Genomic DNA, 15269 nt, shown 5'->3' with positions numbered 1-15269 from the left:
GCGTCACGTACCCGAGGAAGAGGGAGGAAAAGGAAGAACCAGAAGGAAGAAGCAGCAGCGGGAGCGAGTGGTCAGGCGGCGCGACGACAGATGGCGCTCGCGACACGGACCAGGTCGACGTGGCGGCGCTCCACGAGCGTGACCGACGGGCCACCGAGGGGCTGCATGGGCCAGGAGCCTGACCGAGCCTTCGTGTACGTGTCAACGAAACGGCCCGCCTGTTCACACGGGCTTCGTACTCCGTGCGCGCCCCGGCCGTCCCCGGGCGCACGCCCCGGACGCCCCTTGGGCCGACCCCCGCCACGATCACGGTCCGTACAGGTTCCGTATCCCCAATTCGGACCAGTGGTCGATCTCGCCTACACTCGGTGCCGTGCCACGTGGTGACGGTCGACTCAATCACGATCTGCTCCCCGGCGAGAAAGGCCCCCAGGACGCGTGTGGCGTCTTCGGTGTCTGGGCTCCGGGCGAAGAGGTCGCAAAGCTCACGTACTTCGGGCTCTACGCCCTCCAGCATCGGGGTCAGGAATCCGCGGGAATCGCGGTCAGCAACGGCTCCCAGATCCTCGTCTTCAAGGACATGGGCCTCGTGTCCCAGGTCTTCGACGAAACCTCTCTCGGCTCGCTCCAGGGTCATATCGCGGTCGGTCACGCCCGCTACTCGACCACCGGGGCCTCCGTCTGGGAGAACGCCCAGCCGACGTTCCGTGCGACCGCGCACGGCTCGATCGCGCTCGGGCACAACGGCAACCTCGTCAATACGGCCCAGCTCGCCGAGCTGGTCGCCGACCTGCCCAAGGAGAACGGCCGCGCGACGCAGGTCGCCGCGACCAACGACACCGACCTGGTGACGGCGCTCCTGGCCGGGCAGACGGACGACGACGGCAAGCCGCTGACCCTGGAGGAAGCCGCCGCCAAGGTCCTCCCGGACGTGCAGGGCGCCTTCTCCCTCGTCTTCATGGACGAGCACACGCTGTACGCCGCCCGTGATCCGCAGGGCATCCGCCCGCTGGTCCTCGGCCGCCTGGAGCGCGGCTGGGTCGTGGCGTCGGAGTCCGCGGCCCTCGACATCTGCGGCGCCAGCTTCGTCCGCGAGATCGAGCCGGGCGAGTTCGTCGCCATCGACGAGAACGGACTGCGAACGTCCCGATTCGCGGAAGCGAAGCCCAAGGGCTGTGTCTTCGAGTACGTCTATCTGGCGCGCCCCGACACGGACATCGCGGGCCGGAACGTCTACCTCTCGCGCGTCGAGATGGGCCGCAGGCTCGCCAAGGAAGCTCCCGTCGAGGCCGACCTCGTCATAGCGACGCCCGAGTCCGGCACCCCCGCCGCGATCGGTTACGCGGAGGCCTCCGGCATCCCCTTCGGCGCGGGCCTGGTGAAGAACGCCTACGTGGGCCGCACCTTCATCCAGCCCTCGCAGACGATCCGCCAGCTCGGCATCCGTCTGAAGCTGAACCCCCTCAAGGAAGTCATCAAGGGCAAGCGCCTGGTGGTCGTCGACGACTCGATCGTCCGCGGCAACACCCAGCGCGCCCTGGTCAAGATGCTCCGCGAGGCCGGCGCCGCCGAGGTCCACATCAGGATCTCGTCCCCGCCCGTGAAGTGGCCCTGCTTCTTCGGCATCGACTTCGCGACCCGCGCCGAGCTGATCGCCAACGGCATGACCATCGAGGAGATCGGCACGTCACTGGGCGCCGACTCCCTCTCGTACATCTCCATCGACGGCATGATCGAGGCCACCACCATCGACAAGCCGAACCTCTGCCGGGCCTGCTTCGACGGCGAGTACCCGATGGAGCTGCCCGACCCCGAGCTGCTCGGCAAGCAGCTCCTGGAGACGGAGCTGGCGGCGGGCCCCGCCGCCACGGCAGCGGCCGACGCGATCCGTCGCCCGTAAGCCCCACGTAGTAACGACACGAAAGTTCTCACCCCTCATGTCTGAGACCACTGGTGCCAGCTACGCGGCCGCAGGCGTAGACATCGAAGCGGGCGACCGCGCCGTCGAGCTCATGAAGGAATGGGTCAAGAAGACCCAGCGCCCCGAGGTCGCCGGCCTCGGCGGTCTCGGCGGCTTCGCCGGCCTCTTCGACGCCTCCGCCCTCAAGCGCTTCGAGCGCCCGCTGCTCGCCTCGGCGACCGACGGCGTCGGCACGAAGGTCGACGTCGCCCGCCAGATGGGCGTCTACGACACCATCGGCCACGACCTCGTCGCGATGGTCATGGACGACATCGTCGTGTGCGGTGCCGAGCCGCTCTTCATGACCGACTACATCTGCGTGGGCAAGGTCCACCCGGAGCGCGTCGCCGCCATCGTGAAGGGCATCGCCGAGGGCTGTGTCCTCGCGGGCTGCTCGCTGGTCGGCGGCGAGACCGCCGAGCACCCGGGCCTGCTCGGCCCGGACGACTTCGACGTCGCGGGCGCCGGCACGGGGGCGGTCGAGGCCGACCGTCTGCTCGGCCCGGATCGCATCCGTAAGGGTGACGCGGTGATCGCCATGGCGTCGTCGGGTCTTCACTCCAACGGGTACTCGCTGGTCCGTCACGTGGTCTTCGACCGCGCGGGCTGGGCCCTGGACCGTGAGGTCGAGGAGTTCGGCCGCACGCTCGGCGAGGAGCTCCTGGAGCCCACCAAGATCTACTCCCTGGACTGCCTGGCGCTCACCCGCACCACGGACGTCCACGCCTTCAGCCACATCACCGGCGGCGGCCTCGCGGCGAACCTCGCCCGGGTCATCCCGGACGGCCTGCACGCGATCGTCGACCGCGAGACGTGGACCCCGGGCGCGGTCTTCGACGTGGTCGGCAGGACCGGTCAGGTCGAGCGCCTGGAGCTGGAGAAGACGCTGAACATGGGCGTCGGCATGATCGCGATCGTCCCCGAGGAGTCGGCGGACGCGGCGCTCACCACCCTCGCGGACCGCGGCGTGGACGCCTGGGTCGCGGGCGAGATCACGGACCGCGGCGACCACGCCACCGGTGCCGAGCTCATCGGTGACTACGCCAAGTAGGACGGCGGTGCTGCCCTTCGGGGCAGCACAAAACCCGGTCCGGCGTGGTGACCACCCCGGACCGGGTGAAGTGCAGTTGCTACGAGAACTGCGAATCCTGCGCTCGCCGCGAAGGCAGCGAATGCAACGAGGTCAAGCGCCGCGGCGCTGCGACGACGGACCGGACTCGTCGTCCTCGTCCTCGTCGTCGTTGTACAGATCCGCGTACTGGGCGTACGGGTCGTCTTCCTCGTCGTCGTCCTCGAACGGCTCGCCATTCGGCGGCTGTTGCGAAGTCGAAGCGCCCAGCTCATTGGCCAGACGCGTAAGGTCCGTCCCGCCGCTGCTGTACTTCAGCTGGCGGGCGACCTTCGTCTGCTTGGCCTTTGCCCGGCCGCGCCCCATGGCTCGACCCCCTCGGATACGGGGCTCGACGGCCCCAGAGTCTTGACACGCGTTCATGATCTGGAACGGGCTCTCCGTGGAGAGACCGGTCCGTAGGGCTTCCACGGTACCTGCTCCTGCGGCCATACGGTACGTCGCCCGCAGGACGCGCCTCGGCGCACAACCCGCGAGGAGCCCCGTCCTCGCTGGTCAACTGCGATTTTAACCTCTTCTTGTCGGGCGACCCGCCGACGGGGGTGAGTCTTGTCTCTCGTGTACGTCGACGGGGCCCTGTCAAAGCGTCGCGTGCCGTTCCGAGGGCGTCCGGAAGGTCAGCGTCCGCGCGCCTCCGCCATCCGCTGCTCGGCGATCCTGTCGGCCGCGGCGGCCGGCGGAATACCGTCTTCCTTTGCGCGAGCGAATATGGCCAGCGTGGTGTCGAAGATCTTCGACGCCTTCGCCTTGCACCGGTCGAAGTCGAAGCCGTGCAGCTCGTCGGCGACCTGGATCACGCCGCCCGCGTTCACCACGTAGTCGGGTGCGTACAGGATCGAGCGGTCGGCGAGGTCCTTCTCCACGCCGGGGTGCTCCAGCTGGTTGTTGGCCGCGCCGCACACCACCTTCGCGGTGAGCACCGGCACCGTGTCGTCGTTCAGGGCGCCGCCGAGCGCGCAGGGGGCGTAGATGTCGAGGCCCTCCAGGCGGATCAGCGCCTCGGTGTCCGCGGCGACGCGCACCTGCGGGTGCCTGTCGGTGATCCGGCGGATGGACTCCCCGCGCACGTCGGTGATCACGACGTCGGCGCCGTCCTCCAGCAGGTGCTCCACGAGGTAGTGGCCGACCTTGCCCACGCCCGCGACGCCGACCGTGCGGCCGCGCAGCGTCGGGTCGCCCCACAGGTGCTGGGCCGAGGCCCGCATGCCCTGGAAGACACCGAAGGCGGTGAGCACGGAGGAGTCGCCGGCGCCGCCGTGCTCGGGGGAGCGGCCGGTGGTCCAGCGGCACTCGCGGGCGACGACGTCCATGTCGGCGACGTAGGTGCCGACGTCGCAGGCCGTCACGTAGCGGCCGCCGAGGGAGGCGACGAAGCGGCCGTAGGCGAGGAGCAGGTCCTCGCTCTTGATCTGCTCGGGGTCACCGATGATCACGGCCTTGCCGCCGCCGTGCTCCAGGCCGGCCATGGCGTTCTTGTAGGACATCCCGCGTGCGAGGTTCAGCGCGTCGGCGACGGCCTCTTCCTCGGTCGCGTACGGATAGAAGCGGGTGCCGCCGAGGGCGGGGCCCAGGGCGGTGCTGTGGAGGGCGATGACGGCCTTGAGGCCGCTGGCGCGGTCCTGGCAGAGCACTACTTGCTCGTGGCCTCCCTGGTCCGAGTGGAACAGGGTGTGCAGGACGCCGTTGTCTGCTGCGGTCACTGTGGTGACTCCCGGTCGAAGAGCGGCGGTTGGACGGGGTCCCGTGAGGGTGGCGGGCTCCCGTTGGGCATGAGACTAGAGCCTGTCCACCGTCCTTGACCTCCCCGTGCCGAGGATCACCCTCGGGCGGAGTACGGCGGGGAGCGATGGAGTTCGGCCATGACACGCTGTCCCGTGCCTTCCGGGTTTTCCGGCCGGTACGCGGGGGAGGGAGCAGCCGTGCCCAAGGTGTCATCGGTGACGGTCCCGTACGCGTCCTACTTGCGTGTGTACGAGCCGTTGGCCGCCTTCCCCGAGCCGGAGCGCGGCCACTGGACGCGCTATGCCCGCCGCCCCGACCTCCCCTCCTACCAGGACGAACTCCGGCGCTCGCTGGCCGACTTGGTGCCGACCCCGCCCGTGCCCGTGCCCGTGCACGAGAGCGGCGACGCCTTCGTCGTGGAGGTCGACGGGGTGCTGTGCGTCTGCCCGTGGCGCACCCGGCTGCGCGGCTGGCAGGCGATGGAGGAGCTGGCGGACGAGCTGCCGGCGCCGGTCCTGGACGCGGTGCTGCCGCCGGTGCTGCGCCGCCAGACGGCCGCGGACTACGAGCGGTGGCTGGCCCGCAACCCCGACGCCCGGCCCTGGATCCGCACCTCGACGTGGCAGGTGCCGCTGCACTGGTTCGTGCTCGTCTCGGACGAGGAGCGCAGCCATGAGAAGAGCGCGCCCGCCCTGCGGTACCGCACCCCGATGGTGCAGGCGCGGCGGCGGGTCGCGCGCGGTCTGAAGGCGCTGCGGGAGGCGCTGGACGAGGCGCCGCTGATCGACGGGCTCGTGGACGTGGGCCGGTGGCTGGAGGAGTTCCACCCGCGCTCGCTGGTCGAGATCGACTACGGCGGGCTCGTGCACGCGCTGTCGGCCGACGAACTCGACGAGGACCACTCGGCGGCGGACGTCGCCGAGGGGATCGAGGCGCTGCGCGACGGCGACGGCGAGGCGGCCGGCGAGGCGTATGCGAGGCTCGTGGAGCGCTGGCGCGCGGTGCGGGACCTTCAGTACGCGAACTGAGGACCGCGGTTCTTCCGGAGCTCGTGAGGCGCGGGTCACGCATGTCGCGGGTCCGTGGTCACCCGGTGACGGGACGTAGGTCCCGATCCGGGCTTTTGCCTCAAGCGTGATGGACCGCACTTACTGCGCCCTTGCGCCCATCGCCCCTCCTCGTGCCAAAATAGGACAAGGAGTCCGGGGAGGGCTCCTTCCGCCCAACTACGGGCGGATTGCTCAGCATTGCACTCTATGGGGGGTCTGTTGACTCCTGATCGCTCTGTGACTGATCGTCACTGTGGCGTGACTGTCCGCTATGGCATGGTCCATCGGCTTCCGTCGGTGATGAACACCTGGGAGGGCAATTCCATCGGTTTGGCCGACGCGGCTGGACGGATGGTGTAGTTGTAGTGCCGAGGACAAGCCGTTCGTCCTATAACCGACTCGACTCGCGTCCGCCATTTCGGGCAACGCGGGTCAAGGTGCAGAATTTAGAGGAATGAACCGAGAAGGTTCGGTTCTCCCGAGGAGGCCGCTCATGACCGCTCGCACCCCTGATGCCGAGCCGCTGCTGACCCCGGCTGAGGTCGCCACGATGTTCCGCGTCGACCCCAAGACGGTGACGCGCTGGGCCAAGGCTGGCAAGCTCACGTCGATTCGCACGCTCGGCGGGCACCGCCGTTACCGCGAGGCCGAGGTCCGCGCACTGCTCGCGGGTATCCCGCAGCAGCGCAGCGAGGCCTGAAGTACCGCTTAACCAGCAGTAACCCGCACAACTCGGGCGAAGAGCACCACTGCTGCCGGGTCCCCCAACCTGGCCGTACGTCCGACATATAGCTACACGCGACGAGGGTCCCGCCCCAACGGGGTCCACGCCTGAGACACATGGGTGCGTCGTTCGATCGCGCTGGACTCCGCCGGGTCCAGCGCGATCTTTTTTGTGCGCCGAGGACGCGCTGGTGGGCGGGTCCGTGAGCGCCCTTGTTGGTCTCTGGGGGGTCCCTGAGGGGCTGCGTGGTGAGCGCTGTGAGGGTCGTGCAATTGCACATATTAAATTGGCCCATTGTAGGGAGGGCGTAAGTTCCGGGGTTCCCAAAACTTGTTCGGTGACACCCGTCACATGCCGTGAATCTTGTAGCGCCCGACGCCCTTGCGCTAGAGGGGACTTGGCGCTCCGCGGGCCCCGCGGCTTTCAGCCTCCCACCCACGAGGAGGGGTGCGCGTCGGCTTTGGTCACGCCTTGGGGGGACTTTCGTCCCCGGCCGTGCCTCCGGCCGTGTCGCCGGTCTTGTCGCCCGTCGTGCCCCCGCCCGTGTCGCCGGCGCCGGAGTCGTCGTCTGAGGGCCCTCGCACGGCGTTCTCCAGGACGAACGCGGCCTCGGGCGTCTCGCGCTCGCCTGGGCCGTGCTGAGAGGGCTCCAGGGCGAGCCTGAGCAGTTGATGGCAGATCGGGCAGTGGCGCGTCAGATGGCGGTAGCTGGTGGCTGCCGCGAGGTGTGCGCGGAGCAGGGCGCGCGTCTCGTGCCGAACGGATGCCGAAGAAGCGGACATGCGTCACCTCCAGAGGAGCCTCCCGCGGCTCCCTGCTGTCTGGGGTACCGGCGGAATGTGACGGAGTCAAGGTGCGAGCACGACAACGGGCCGCACCCTCAGGGGGTACGGCCCGTGTGCGGGGTCCGGCGTGCGTCGGACGGGGCGTGTGAGGGGGCACGAAGAACGGGCCGCATCGTGTTGATGCGGCCCGTTCCTTTACTGCGGTCCTGACGGGATTTGCTGTGTCCGATTGCGGCTGCGCCGCGGGCGCGGCCTCCGTGTTGTGGCGGTTGATGACGTCCCGCATGTGCGGGGTCCGGCGTGCGTCGGGCGGGGTGTGTGAGGGGATACGAAGAACGGGCCGCATCGTGTTGATGCGGCCCGTTCCTTTACTGCGGTCCTGACGGGATTTGAACCCGCGGCCTCCACCTTGACAGGGTGGCGAGCACTCCAAACTGCTCCACAGGACCTTGCTTCGCGGCGCTTATTGCTGCGTTGCGCTGCGAGAAGGACTGTACAGCAGCTCGGGCCCGCCGGTCGAACTCACGCTGAGCGACGGGGTCGTCACAGCGCTACGGCTACGGCACGGCCGCGTCGATCGCCTTCACGATGCGCTTGTCCGAGACGGGATACGCAGTACCGAGCGCGTGCGCGAAGTAGCTGACGCGGAGCTCTTCGATCATCCAGCGGATGTCCAGGACCTCCTGCGGCACGGGCCGGCCCTGCGGCATCTGCTCCAGAAGCCACAGGTACTCGTCCCGCATCTCGCGGACCTTCTCCATGCGCGTGGTGTCCCGCTGGACGTTCGTCGGCATCTGCTGGAGTCGACGGTCCGCGGCCACCATGTACCGCATCAGGTCCGCCAGCCGTCGCAGGCCCGTCTCCGTCACGAAGCCCGGCTTGATGAGCGTGTTCAGCTGCTCCCGTACGTCCGCGAGGTTGGCGAGCAGCGCCGGGCTGTTCGTCGCCTTCAGGCGGCGCTCACAGGCCTGCCAGGCGGCCAGGACCTGCTGGGTCTGCGCCACCGCCTTCACGGTCGTGTCGACGATCTCCGCGCGCACCTTGTCGAAGAGCTTGCGGTACGACTCCTCGTCCCAGACGGGCCCGCCGAAGTCCGCGATCAGCCTGTCCGCGGCGGCCGTCGCGCAGTCGTCGAAGAGCGCCTGCATGGACCCGTGCGGGTTCGCGGACAGGGCGAGCTTCTGCTGGTTGGACAGCTTGTCCGAGGCGAACTTGGCCGGGTTCACCGGGATGTTGCGCAGAATCAGCCGGCGCGTGCCGCGCCACATCGCCCGCGCCTGCTCCGCCTCGGTGTCGAAGAGGCGTACGGAGACCGTGTCGCCGTCGTCCACGAGCGCCGGGTACGCCTTCACCGGCTGGCCCGCCCTGCGCGTCTCGAAGACGCGCGTGAGCGTGCCGATGGACCAGTCCGTGAGGCCCGACCGCTCCACCGCCGCGCCGCCCGACCGCTCCGCCGTCGCCGCGGCCGCCTGGGACAGCGCCTTGCGGGCCTTCGGCTTCAGCCGGAGCTTCAGCGCCTCCAGGTCCTTGTCCTCGGCGAGCTTGCGGCGCCGCTCGTCGGTGATCCGGAAGGTCACCTTCAAGTGGTCCGGCACGCGGGTGAGATCGAAGTCGTCCGGCGAGACCGGCACGCCGACCATCCGCTGGAGCTCGCGCGCCAGCGTGACGTGCAGCGGCTCCTGGAGGGGCACGGCCCGCTCCAGGAACGCCTTGGCGAAGTTCGGCGCCGGCACGTAGTTGCGCCGGATCGGCTTGGGCAGGGAGCGGATCAGCTCGACGACCACGTCCTCGCGCAGGCCCGGGATCTGCCAGTCGAAGCCCTCGTCCGTGACCTGGTTCAGGACCTGGAGCGGAATGTGGACGGTCACGCCGTCCGCGTCCGCGCCCGGCTCGAACTGGTACGTCACCCGGAACTTGAGCTGCCCCTGACGCCACGAGTCGGGGTAGTCGTCCTTGGAGACGTCCCCCGCCTTCTCGTTGATCAGCATCGACCGCTCGAAGTCGAGCAGCTCGGGCTCCTCGCGCTGCTTCTTCTTCCACCAGGAGTCGAAGTGCGCGCCGGACACCACGTGCTCGGGCACCCGCTGGTCGTAGAAGTCGAAGAGCGTCTCGTCGTCGACGAGGATGTCGCGGCGCCGCGCGCGGTGCTCCAGCTCCTCGACCTCGGTGAGGAGCTTGCGGTTGGCGGCGAAGAACTTGTGGTGCGTGCGCCAGTCGCCCTCCACCAGCGCGTTGCGGATGAACAGGTCGCGGGAGACCTCGGGGTCGATGCGGCCGTAGTTCACCTTGCGGTCGGTGACGATCGGGACGCCGTACAGCGTGACCTTCTCGATCGCCATGACGGCCGCCTGGTCCTTCTCCCAGTGCGGCTCGCTGTACGTCCGCTTCAGGAGGTGCTGGGCGAGCGGCTCGACCCACTCGGGCTCGATCCGCGCGTTGACCCGGGCCCACAGGCGGGAGGTCTCCACCAGCTCCGCGGACATGATGAACCGCGGGGGCTTCTTGAAGAGCGCCGAACCGGGGAAGACCGCGAACTTCGCGTTGCGCGCGCCCAGGTACTCGTTCCGCCCGCCGCGCTGCTTGGGGTCGCTGTCCTTGGACTCCTTCACGTCCTTCATCCCGATGTGGGAGAGCAGGCCGGACAGGAGCGAGATGTGGACGTGCTGCTCGGGGGCGTCGTCCTCGTTGAGGTGGATGCCCATCTGCTTGGCGACCGTGCGCAGCTGCGTATAGATGTCCTGCCACTCGCGGATGCGCAGGAAGTTCAGGTACTCCGCCTTGCACATGCGGCGGAAGGACGACGAGCCGCGCTCCTTCTGCTGCTCGCGGACGTACCGCCACAGGTTCAGGAAGGCGAGGAAGTCGCTGGTCTCGTCCTTGAAGCGGGCGTGCTGCTGGTCGGCCTGGGCCTGCTTCTCGGCGGGGCGCTCGCGCGGGTCCTGGATGGAGAGCGCCGCGGCGATCACCATCACTTCGCGTACGCAACCGTTCTTGTCGGCCTCGAGGACCATGCGGGCCAGCCGCGGGTCGACCGGCAGCTGGGCGAGCTTGCGGCCCTGCTGGGTGAGGCGCTTGCGGACGTCCTTCTCCGCCGGGTTCAACGCGCCCAGTTCCTGGAGCAGTTGGACGCCGTCGCGGATGTTGCGGTGGTCCGGCGGGTCGATGAAGGGGAACTTCTCGATGTCGCCGAGGCCGGCCGCGGTCATCTGGAGGATGACGGAGGCGAGGTTCGTCCGCAGGATCTCCGCGTCCGTGAACTCCGGACGGGCCAGGAAGTCGTCCTCGCTGTACAGGCGGATGCAGATGCCGTCCGACGTACGCCCGCAGCGGCCCTTGCGCTGGTTGGCGCTGGCCTGGCTGATCGCCTCGATGGGCAGGCGCTGCACCTTGGTGCGGTGGCTGTAGCGCGAGATGCGGGCCGTGCCCGGGTCGATCACGTACTTGATGCCGGGGACGGTCAGGGAGGTCTCCGCGACGTTCGTCGCGAGGACGATGCGCCGTCCCGTGTGCTGCTGGAAGACGCGGTGCTGCTCGGCGTGCGAGAGCCGGGCGTAGAGCGGGAGGACCTCGGTGAAGCGGTAGTTCTTCTTGTTCAGCGCGTCCGCCGTGTCGCGGATCTCGCGCTCGCCGGAGAGGAAGACGAGGATGTCGCCCTTGCCCTCGGCCTGGAGCTCCTCGACGGCGTCGGTGATCGCGGTGATCTGGTCGCGGTCGGAGTCCTCGGAGTCCTCTTCGAGGAGGGGGCGGTAGCGCACCTCCACAGGGAACGTCCGGCCGCTGACCTCGACGATCGGGGCGTCCCCGAAGTGCCGCGAGAACCGCTCGGGGTCGATCGTCGCGGAGGTGATGACGACCTTGAGGTCCGGGCGTCTGGGCAGCAGCTGGGCCAGGTAGCCGAGCAGGAAGTCGATGTTGAGCGAGCGCTCGTGGGCCTCGTCGATGATGATCGTGTCGTACGCGCGCAGCTCGCGGTCCGTCTGGATCTCGGCGAGCAGGATGCCGTCCGTCATCAGCTTGATGAACGTCGCGTCCTGGTTGACCTGGTCGGTGAAGCGGACCTTCCAGCCGACGGCCTCGCCCAGCGGCGTGTTCATCTCGTCGGCCACGCGCTCGGCGACCGTGCGCGCGGCGATGCGGCGCGGCTGCGTGTGGCCGATCATGCCGCGCACGCCCCGGCCGAGCTCCAGACAGATCTTGGGGATCTGCGTGGTCTTGCCGGAGCCGGTCTCGCCCGCGACGATCACGACCTGGTGGTCGCGGATCGCCTCGGCGATCTCGTCCTTCTTCTGGCTGACCGGGAGCTGCTCGGGGTACGTGACCGCGGGCACGCGGGAGCCGCGCTCGGCCATCCTCGCCCCGGCCTTGTCCACGTCCGCCGCGATCTCGGCGAGGACGGCGGCGCGGGCCTCGGGCTTGCGGATCCGGCGCGCGCCCTCCAGCCGCCGGCCGATCCGGTGCTCGTCGCGCAGCGACAGCTCGGACAGACGGGGGGCGAGGGCGTCGAAGGTGAGGGCGGGCTGCGTAGACATACGCCGTCCAGGATCTCACCCGCGCCTCGGCGGTGGCGAACCGATTTCTCTGGCGGGGCGCCGCGGCACGTACGCTTCTGGGCATGCTCTCCCGTGCGCGTACGCCGTGGCGCCCCCTCCTGGGGGTGCTGCTCGTCGTGCTCGGGGTGTTCTGCGCCGGTCCCGCGACGGCGCTGGCGGGCCCCGCCGGGGCCACGGCGCCCGCGGCGGCCGTGCCCGCGGTGACGGTGCCGGTGGCGCCGCCCGCGGCGGCCGACGACGTGCCCCTCGCCCAGGAGCCCGACGGCCACGGCGTGCCCGGCTGCGGCAAGGGCGGCCGCCAGGACGCGGACCACGTGCCGGGCACCCCGGCCCGCTCCGGTGCCGCGTACGAACTGCTTCCCGCGCTGTACGACGCGCACGCCGCGCCCGGCGCGTGGGGCGTCGACCAGGCCGTCCTCGCGACGGCACCGGGCCGCGCGCCGCCCGCGCTCGACCCGCCGTCGCCGATAGATCTCTCGATCCTGCGCGTGTAGGAGGCCCCTGACCTCAGGGGCCCCTTCATCGACGTACAACAGGACAAGAGAGATCGCTCTGATGCCCACGAACGACAACCAGAAGAGCCGGAACGGCAACAAGAAGAGCCGCAACATCGCCATCGGCGCGGGTGTCGCCGTCGCCGCCGTGCTGCTCGGGCTCGCCTCGTACACCGCGACCAAGCCCGACGACTCCACCGGCACCGTGAAGGAGGAGGCCGCGGGCGCGGCGCCCTCCACCGAGCAGCAGGCCGGGGTCTACCCCGAGCTGGAGAAGCTCGCGCGGCGCGACGCCGATGACCCGCTCGCGCAGGGCCGCGCCGACGCGCCCGTCGTGATGGTCGAGTACGCCGACTTCAAGTGCGGCTTCTGCGGCAAGTTCGCCCGCGACACCGAGCCGGGCCTCGTGAAGAAGTACGTCGAGGACGGCACCCTGCGCATCGAGTGGCGCAACTTCCCGATCTTCGGCGAGGACTCCGAGCGGGCCGCGCGCGGCGCGTGGGCGGCGGGCGAGCAGGGCCGCTTCTGGCAGTTCCACGAGGCCGCGTACGCCGATGGGTCCAAGGAGAAGGGCTTCGGCGAGGACCGGCTCAAGGAGCTCGCGAAGGACGCCGGGGTCAAGGACGTCGGCCGCTTCGTGAAGGACGCGGACAGCGCCGCGGCCAAGGCCGCCGTGAAGAAGGACCAGGAGGAGGCGTACGGCCTCGGCGCCACGTCGACGCCGTCCTTCCTCGTCAACGGGCGGCCCATCTCGGGCGCGCAGCCCGACGAGGTCTTCGACCAGGCGATCGAGGCGGCGGCCAAGAGCGCGAAGGGCCGGTCGAAGGCGGCGGACAAGTGACCGCCGACGTCGGGTACTTCGCCGCCTTCCTCGGCGGTCTGCTCGCCCTGGTCAGCCCGTGCAGCGCGCTGCTGCTGCCGGCCTTCTTCGCCTACTCGATCGACTCGGCGTCCCGGCTGGTCGCGCGCACCGGCATCTTCTACGCCGGGCTCGCCACCACGCTGGTGCCGCTCGGCGCGGCCGGCTCGTTCGCCGGGCGGTTCTTCTTCGGCCACCGCGACCAGCTGGTCCTCGCCGCCGGCTGGCTGATCATCGGGCTCGGCGCGCTGCAGATCCTCGGCATGGGGTTCGCCTCGCGGAAGATGGCCGAGCTGTCCGGCCGGATCCGGCCGACCACCGCGTTCTCCGTGTACGCGCTCGGCGCGGTGTACGGGCTCGCCGGCTTCTGCGCCGGGCCGATCCTCGGCAGCGTCCTGACGGTCGCGGCGGTGAGCGGGAGCCCGGTGTACGGGGGGCTGCTGCTCGCCGTCTACGGCCTGGGGATGGCCGTGCCGCTCTTCCTGCTCGCGCTGCTCTGGGAGCGGTTCGACCTGGGGCGGCGGCGGTGGCTGCGCGGGCGCACGTTCACGGTGGGCCGCTTCGAGCTGCACACCACCTCGCTCCTGTCCGGGCTCTTCTTCATCGGGCTCGGCGCGCTCTTCCTCGCCTACGACGGGACGACGGCGCTGCCCGGTCTGCTGGACGTGGACGACTCGTTCGCGGTGGAGCAGTGGGCCGGACGCCTCGGGCGGTCGGTGCCGGACGCGGTGCTCCTCATCGCCGTCGTGGCGCTGGTGGGCGTGGTGCTCGCGGTGCGGGGGTGGCGGCGGAGCCGGGAGCGGGGCGGCGCGGAGGCCGACCTGCACGGGTGAGTCACTCCTGTCCGCGTGAGTCCCCCCTGTGCGGGTCAGTCCCTCCTGCGCGGGTGCGTCCCTTTTAGGTGTTTTAGCGTGGTCATATGTCTGATCATGGTGCGCACGGGCGGGTTCCCACGAGGCGGGAGCGGTGGGACGCCTTCAAGCGGTCGCCGTTCCTGCCCGCGTCCGTGCTGGTGCTCATCCTGGCGGCGGCCGCGGGGCTCTTCGCGGGTTCGTACACGTACTCCATGGCGAACCCGACGCCCCACCGCATCCCCACGGCCGTCGTCGGCGCGCACGACACGGCGCGGGGCAAGGCGTTCCTCGACGGCATGGAGAAGGCGCTGAACGCCTCGCTGGAGGTGCACCGGTACGACAGCGTGGCCGGGGCCCGGCGGGACGTGGAGGAGCAGAAGGTCTTCGCGGTCCTCGACGCGGGCTCCGGCGACCGGGTCGCCCTCGACGTCTCCGGGGCGTCCGGCGCCTCGGTCGCCCAGGTGCTCGCGGAGACCGCGCCGAAGGTGGGGGCGGAGGTCGGGGTGCCGGTGACGGTGAAGGACATCAAGCCGTTGCAGGCGGGGGATCCGCGGGGGCTCGCGATCTTCTACATCTCGCTGGCCGCGGTGATCATCGGGTTCGTCGGGGCGATTCAGCTCAGCGTGCACGCGCGGGGGCTGAATCCCGCGGAACGGATCGGGTTCACGGCGCTCTACGCGCTGCTCGGCGGGTTCGTCATCGCGGCCGTCGTGGACTGGTGGCTGGGGGCGGTGGACCTGCCGTTCGTGGAGTCCTGGCTGATCCTGGCGCTCACGATGTTCGCGTCGGGGATGGTCTTCACGATGTTCAACACGCTGTTCGGGCGCTGGGCGATGATTCCGACGTGGGGCCTGATGGTGCTGCTCGGCAATCCGTCGTCGGGCGGGGCGGTGTCGTGGCCGCTGCTGCCGTCCGTGCTGGGGCACATCGGGCGGTGGCTGCCGCCGGGGGCGTCGGTGAACGCACAGCACACGGCGGTCTATTTCGGCGCCCACCAGCATGTGTTCCCCTTCCTGGTCCTGGGGGCCTGGGCCCTCCTCTCCTCCGCGACCTTCTGGCTCTGGCGCCACCGGCACCCGGGGGGCCGTGTCTCCGCACCGGCCCACGCGGGGGCGTAGGCGACTGCGCCTTGGGGTGCTGCGC

The 15269-nt window shown here is 70.0% G+C and carries 13 protein-coding genes and 1 tRNA gene; 8 read left to right on the top strand and 6 right to left on the bottom strand.

The genetic code is table 11. The features are described 5' to 3' along the window. Nucleotides 1–71 precede the first annotated feature (71 nt). Complete coding sequence (locus tag AOK22_RS43890) at nt 72–167, bottom strand: putative leader peptide (RefSeq protein ID WP_341845603.1); 96 nt, start codon at nt 165–167, stop codon at nt 72–74. A gap of 206 nt (nt 168–373) precedes the next feature. On the opposite strand from AOK22_RS43890, the gene purF reads away from it, so the two are divergent. Both purF and purM read left to right on the top strand, forming a co-directional pair. Then, nucleotides 374–1900: an amidophosphoribosyltransferase gene (gene purF, locus AOK22_RS25640; protein WP_055701080.1), complete on the top strand. Its 1527-nt coding sequence runs from the start codon at nt 374–376 to the stop codon at nt 1898–1900. A gap of 37 nt (nt 1901–1937) precedes the next feature. Continuing rightward, nucleotides 1938–3011, top strand: a complete 1074-nt coding sequence (gene purM, locus AOK22_RS25635) for a phosphoribosylformylglycinamidine cyclo-ligase (protein WP_055701079.1) — start codon at nt 1938–1940, stop codon at nt 3009–3011. A gap of 132 nt (nt 3012–3143) precedes the next feature. Here the strand turns inward: purM and AOK22_RS25630 are convergent, their stop codons facing one another. Continuing rightward, on the bottom strand, nt 3144–3395 hold the full coding sequence (locus AOK22_RS25630) for a DUF3073 domain-containing protein (RefSeq protein WP_055701094.1): 252 nt from the start codon (nt 3393–3395) through the stop codon (nt 3144–3146). Between the two features lie 311 nt (nt 3396–3706). Beyond that, complete coding sequence (locus AOK22_RS25625; RefSeq protein ID WP_055701078.1) at nt 3707–4789, bottom strand: Leu/Phe/Val dehydrogenase; 1083 nt, start codon at nt 4787–4789, stop codon at nt 3707–3709. Between the two features lie 219 nt (nt 4790–5008). Between AOK22_RS25625 and AOK22_RS25620 the strand changes: the two genes are divergently transcribed. Further along, nucleotides 5009–5839, top strand: coding sequence for a DUF8083 family protein (locus AOK22_RS25620; RefSeq protein WP_055701077.1), 831 nt, complete (start codon nt 5009–5011; stop codon nt 5837–5839). Between the two features lie 514 nt (nt 5840–6353). Further along, the gene (gene bldC, locus AOK22_RS25615) at nt 6354–6560 is read left to right on the top strand and encodes a developmental transcriptional regulator BldC (RefSeq protein ID WP_003949541.1); all 207 of its coding nucleotides are present in this window, start codon (nt 6354–6356) and stop codon (nt 6558–6560) included. Nucleotides 6561–7048: 488 nt separating this feature from the next. Here the strand turns inward: bldC and AOK22_RS25610 are convergent, their stop codons facing one another. From AOK22_RS25610 to hrpA, 3 genes are all read right to left on the bottom strand, one after another. Then, nucleotides 7049–7366, bottom strand: coding sequence for a DUF6274 family protein (locus tag AOK22_RS25610; protein WP_055701076.1), 318 nt, complete (start codon nt 7364–7366; stop codon nt 7049–7051). A 377-nt stretch (nt 7367–7743) separates the two neighbouring features. Further along, nucleotides 7744–7818: transfer RNA gene (locus tag AOK22_RS25605), tRNA-Asp, on the bottom strand. A gap of 108 nt (nt 7819–7926) precedes the next feature. Then, complete coding sequence (hrpA, locus tag AOK22_RS25600; protein ID WP_055701075.1) at nt 7927–11898, bottom strand: ATP-dependent RNA helicase HrpA; 3972 nt, start codon at nt 11896–11898, stop codon at nt 7927–7929. Nucleotides 11899–11981: 83 nt separating this feature from the next. On the opposite strand from hrpA, the gene AOK22_RS25595 reads away from it, so the two are divergent. The 4 genes from AOK22_RS25595 to AOK22_RS25580 all read left to right on the top strand — a co-directional run bounded on the left by AOK22_RS25595 (nt 11982) and on the right by AOK22_RS25580 (nt 15244). Further along, nucleotides 11982–12413 (top strand): hypothetical protein, encoded by a 432-nt coding sequence (locus tag AOK22_RS25595; protein ID WP_055701074.1) that lies wholly within the window; start codon nt 11982–11984, stop codon nt 12411–12413. A 61-nt stretch (nt 12414–12474) separates the two neighbouring features. Then, complete coding sequence (locus AOK22_RS25590; RefSeq protein WP_055701073.1) at nt 12475–13254, top strand: DsbA family protein; 780 nt, start codon at nt 12475–12477, stop codon at nt 13252–13254. After that, complete coding sequence (locus AOK22_RS25585; RefSeq protein WP_055701072.1) at nt 13251–14105, top strand: cytochrome c biogenesis CcdA family protein; 855 nt, start codon at nt 13251–13253, stop codon at nt 14103–14105. The genes AOK22_RS25590 and AOK22_RS25585 overlap by 4 nt, the downstream gene beginning before the upstream one ends. Nucleotides 14106–14191: 86 nt before the next feature. Continuing rightward, nucleotides 14192–15244, top strand: coding sequence for an ABC-2 transporter permease (locus AOK22_RS25580; protein WP_055701071.1), 1053 nt, complete (start codon nt 14192–14194; stop codon nt 15242–15244). Nucleotides 15245–15269: the final 25 nt, after the last annotated feature.

Source organism: Streptomyces silaceus, assembly GCF_001419745.1.
In the GTDB taxonomy this organism is placed as follows: Bacteria; Actinomycetota; Actinomycetes; order Streptomycetales; family Streptomycetaceae; genus Streptomyces; species Streptomyces silaceus.
The sequence above is the reverse complement of the archived record's forward strand: the minus strand, read 5'-3'. Positions and strand labels throughout refer to the sequence as shown.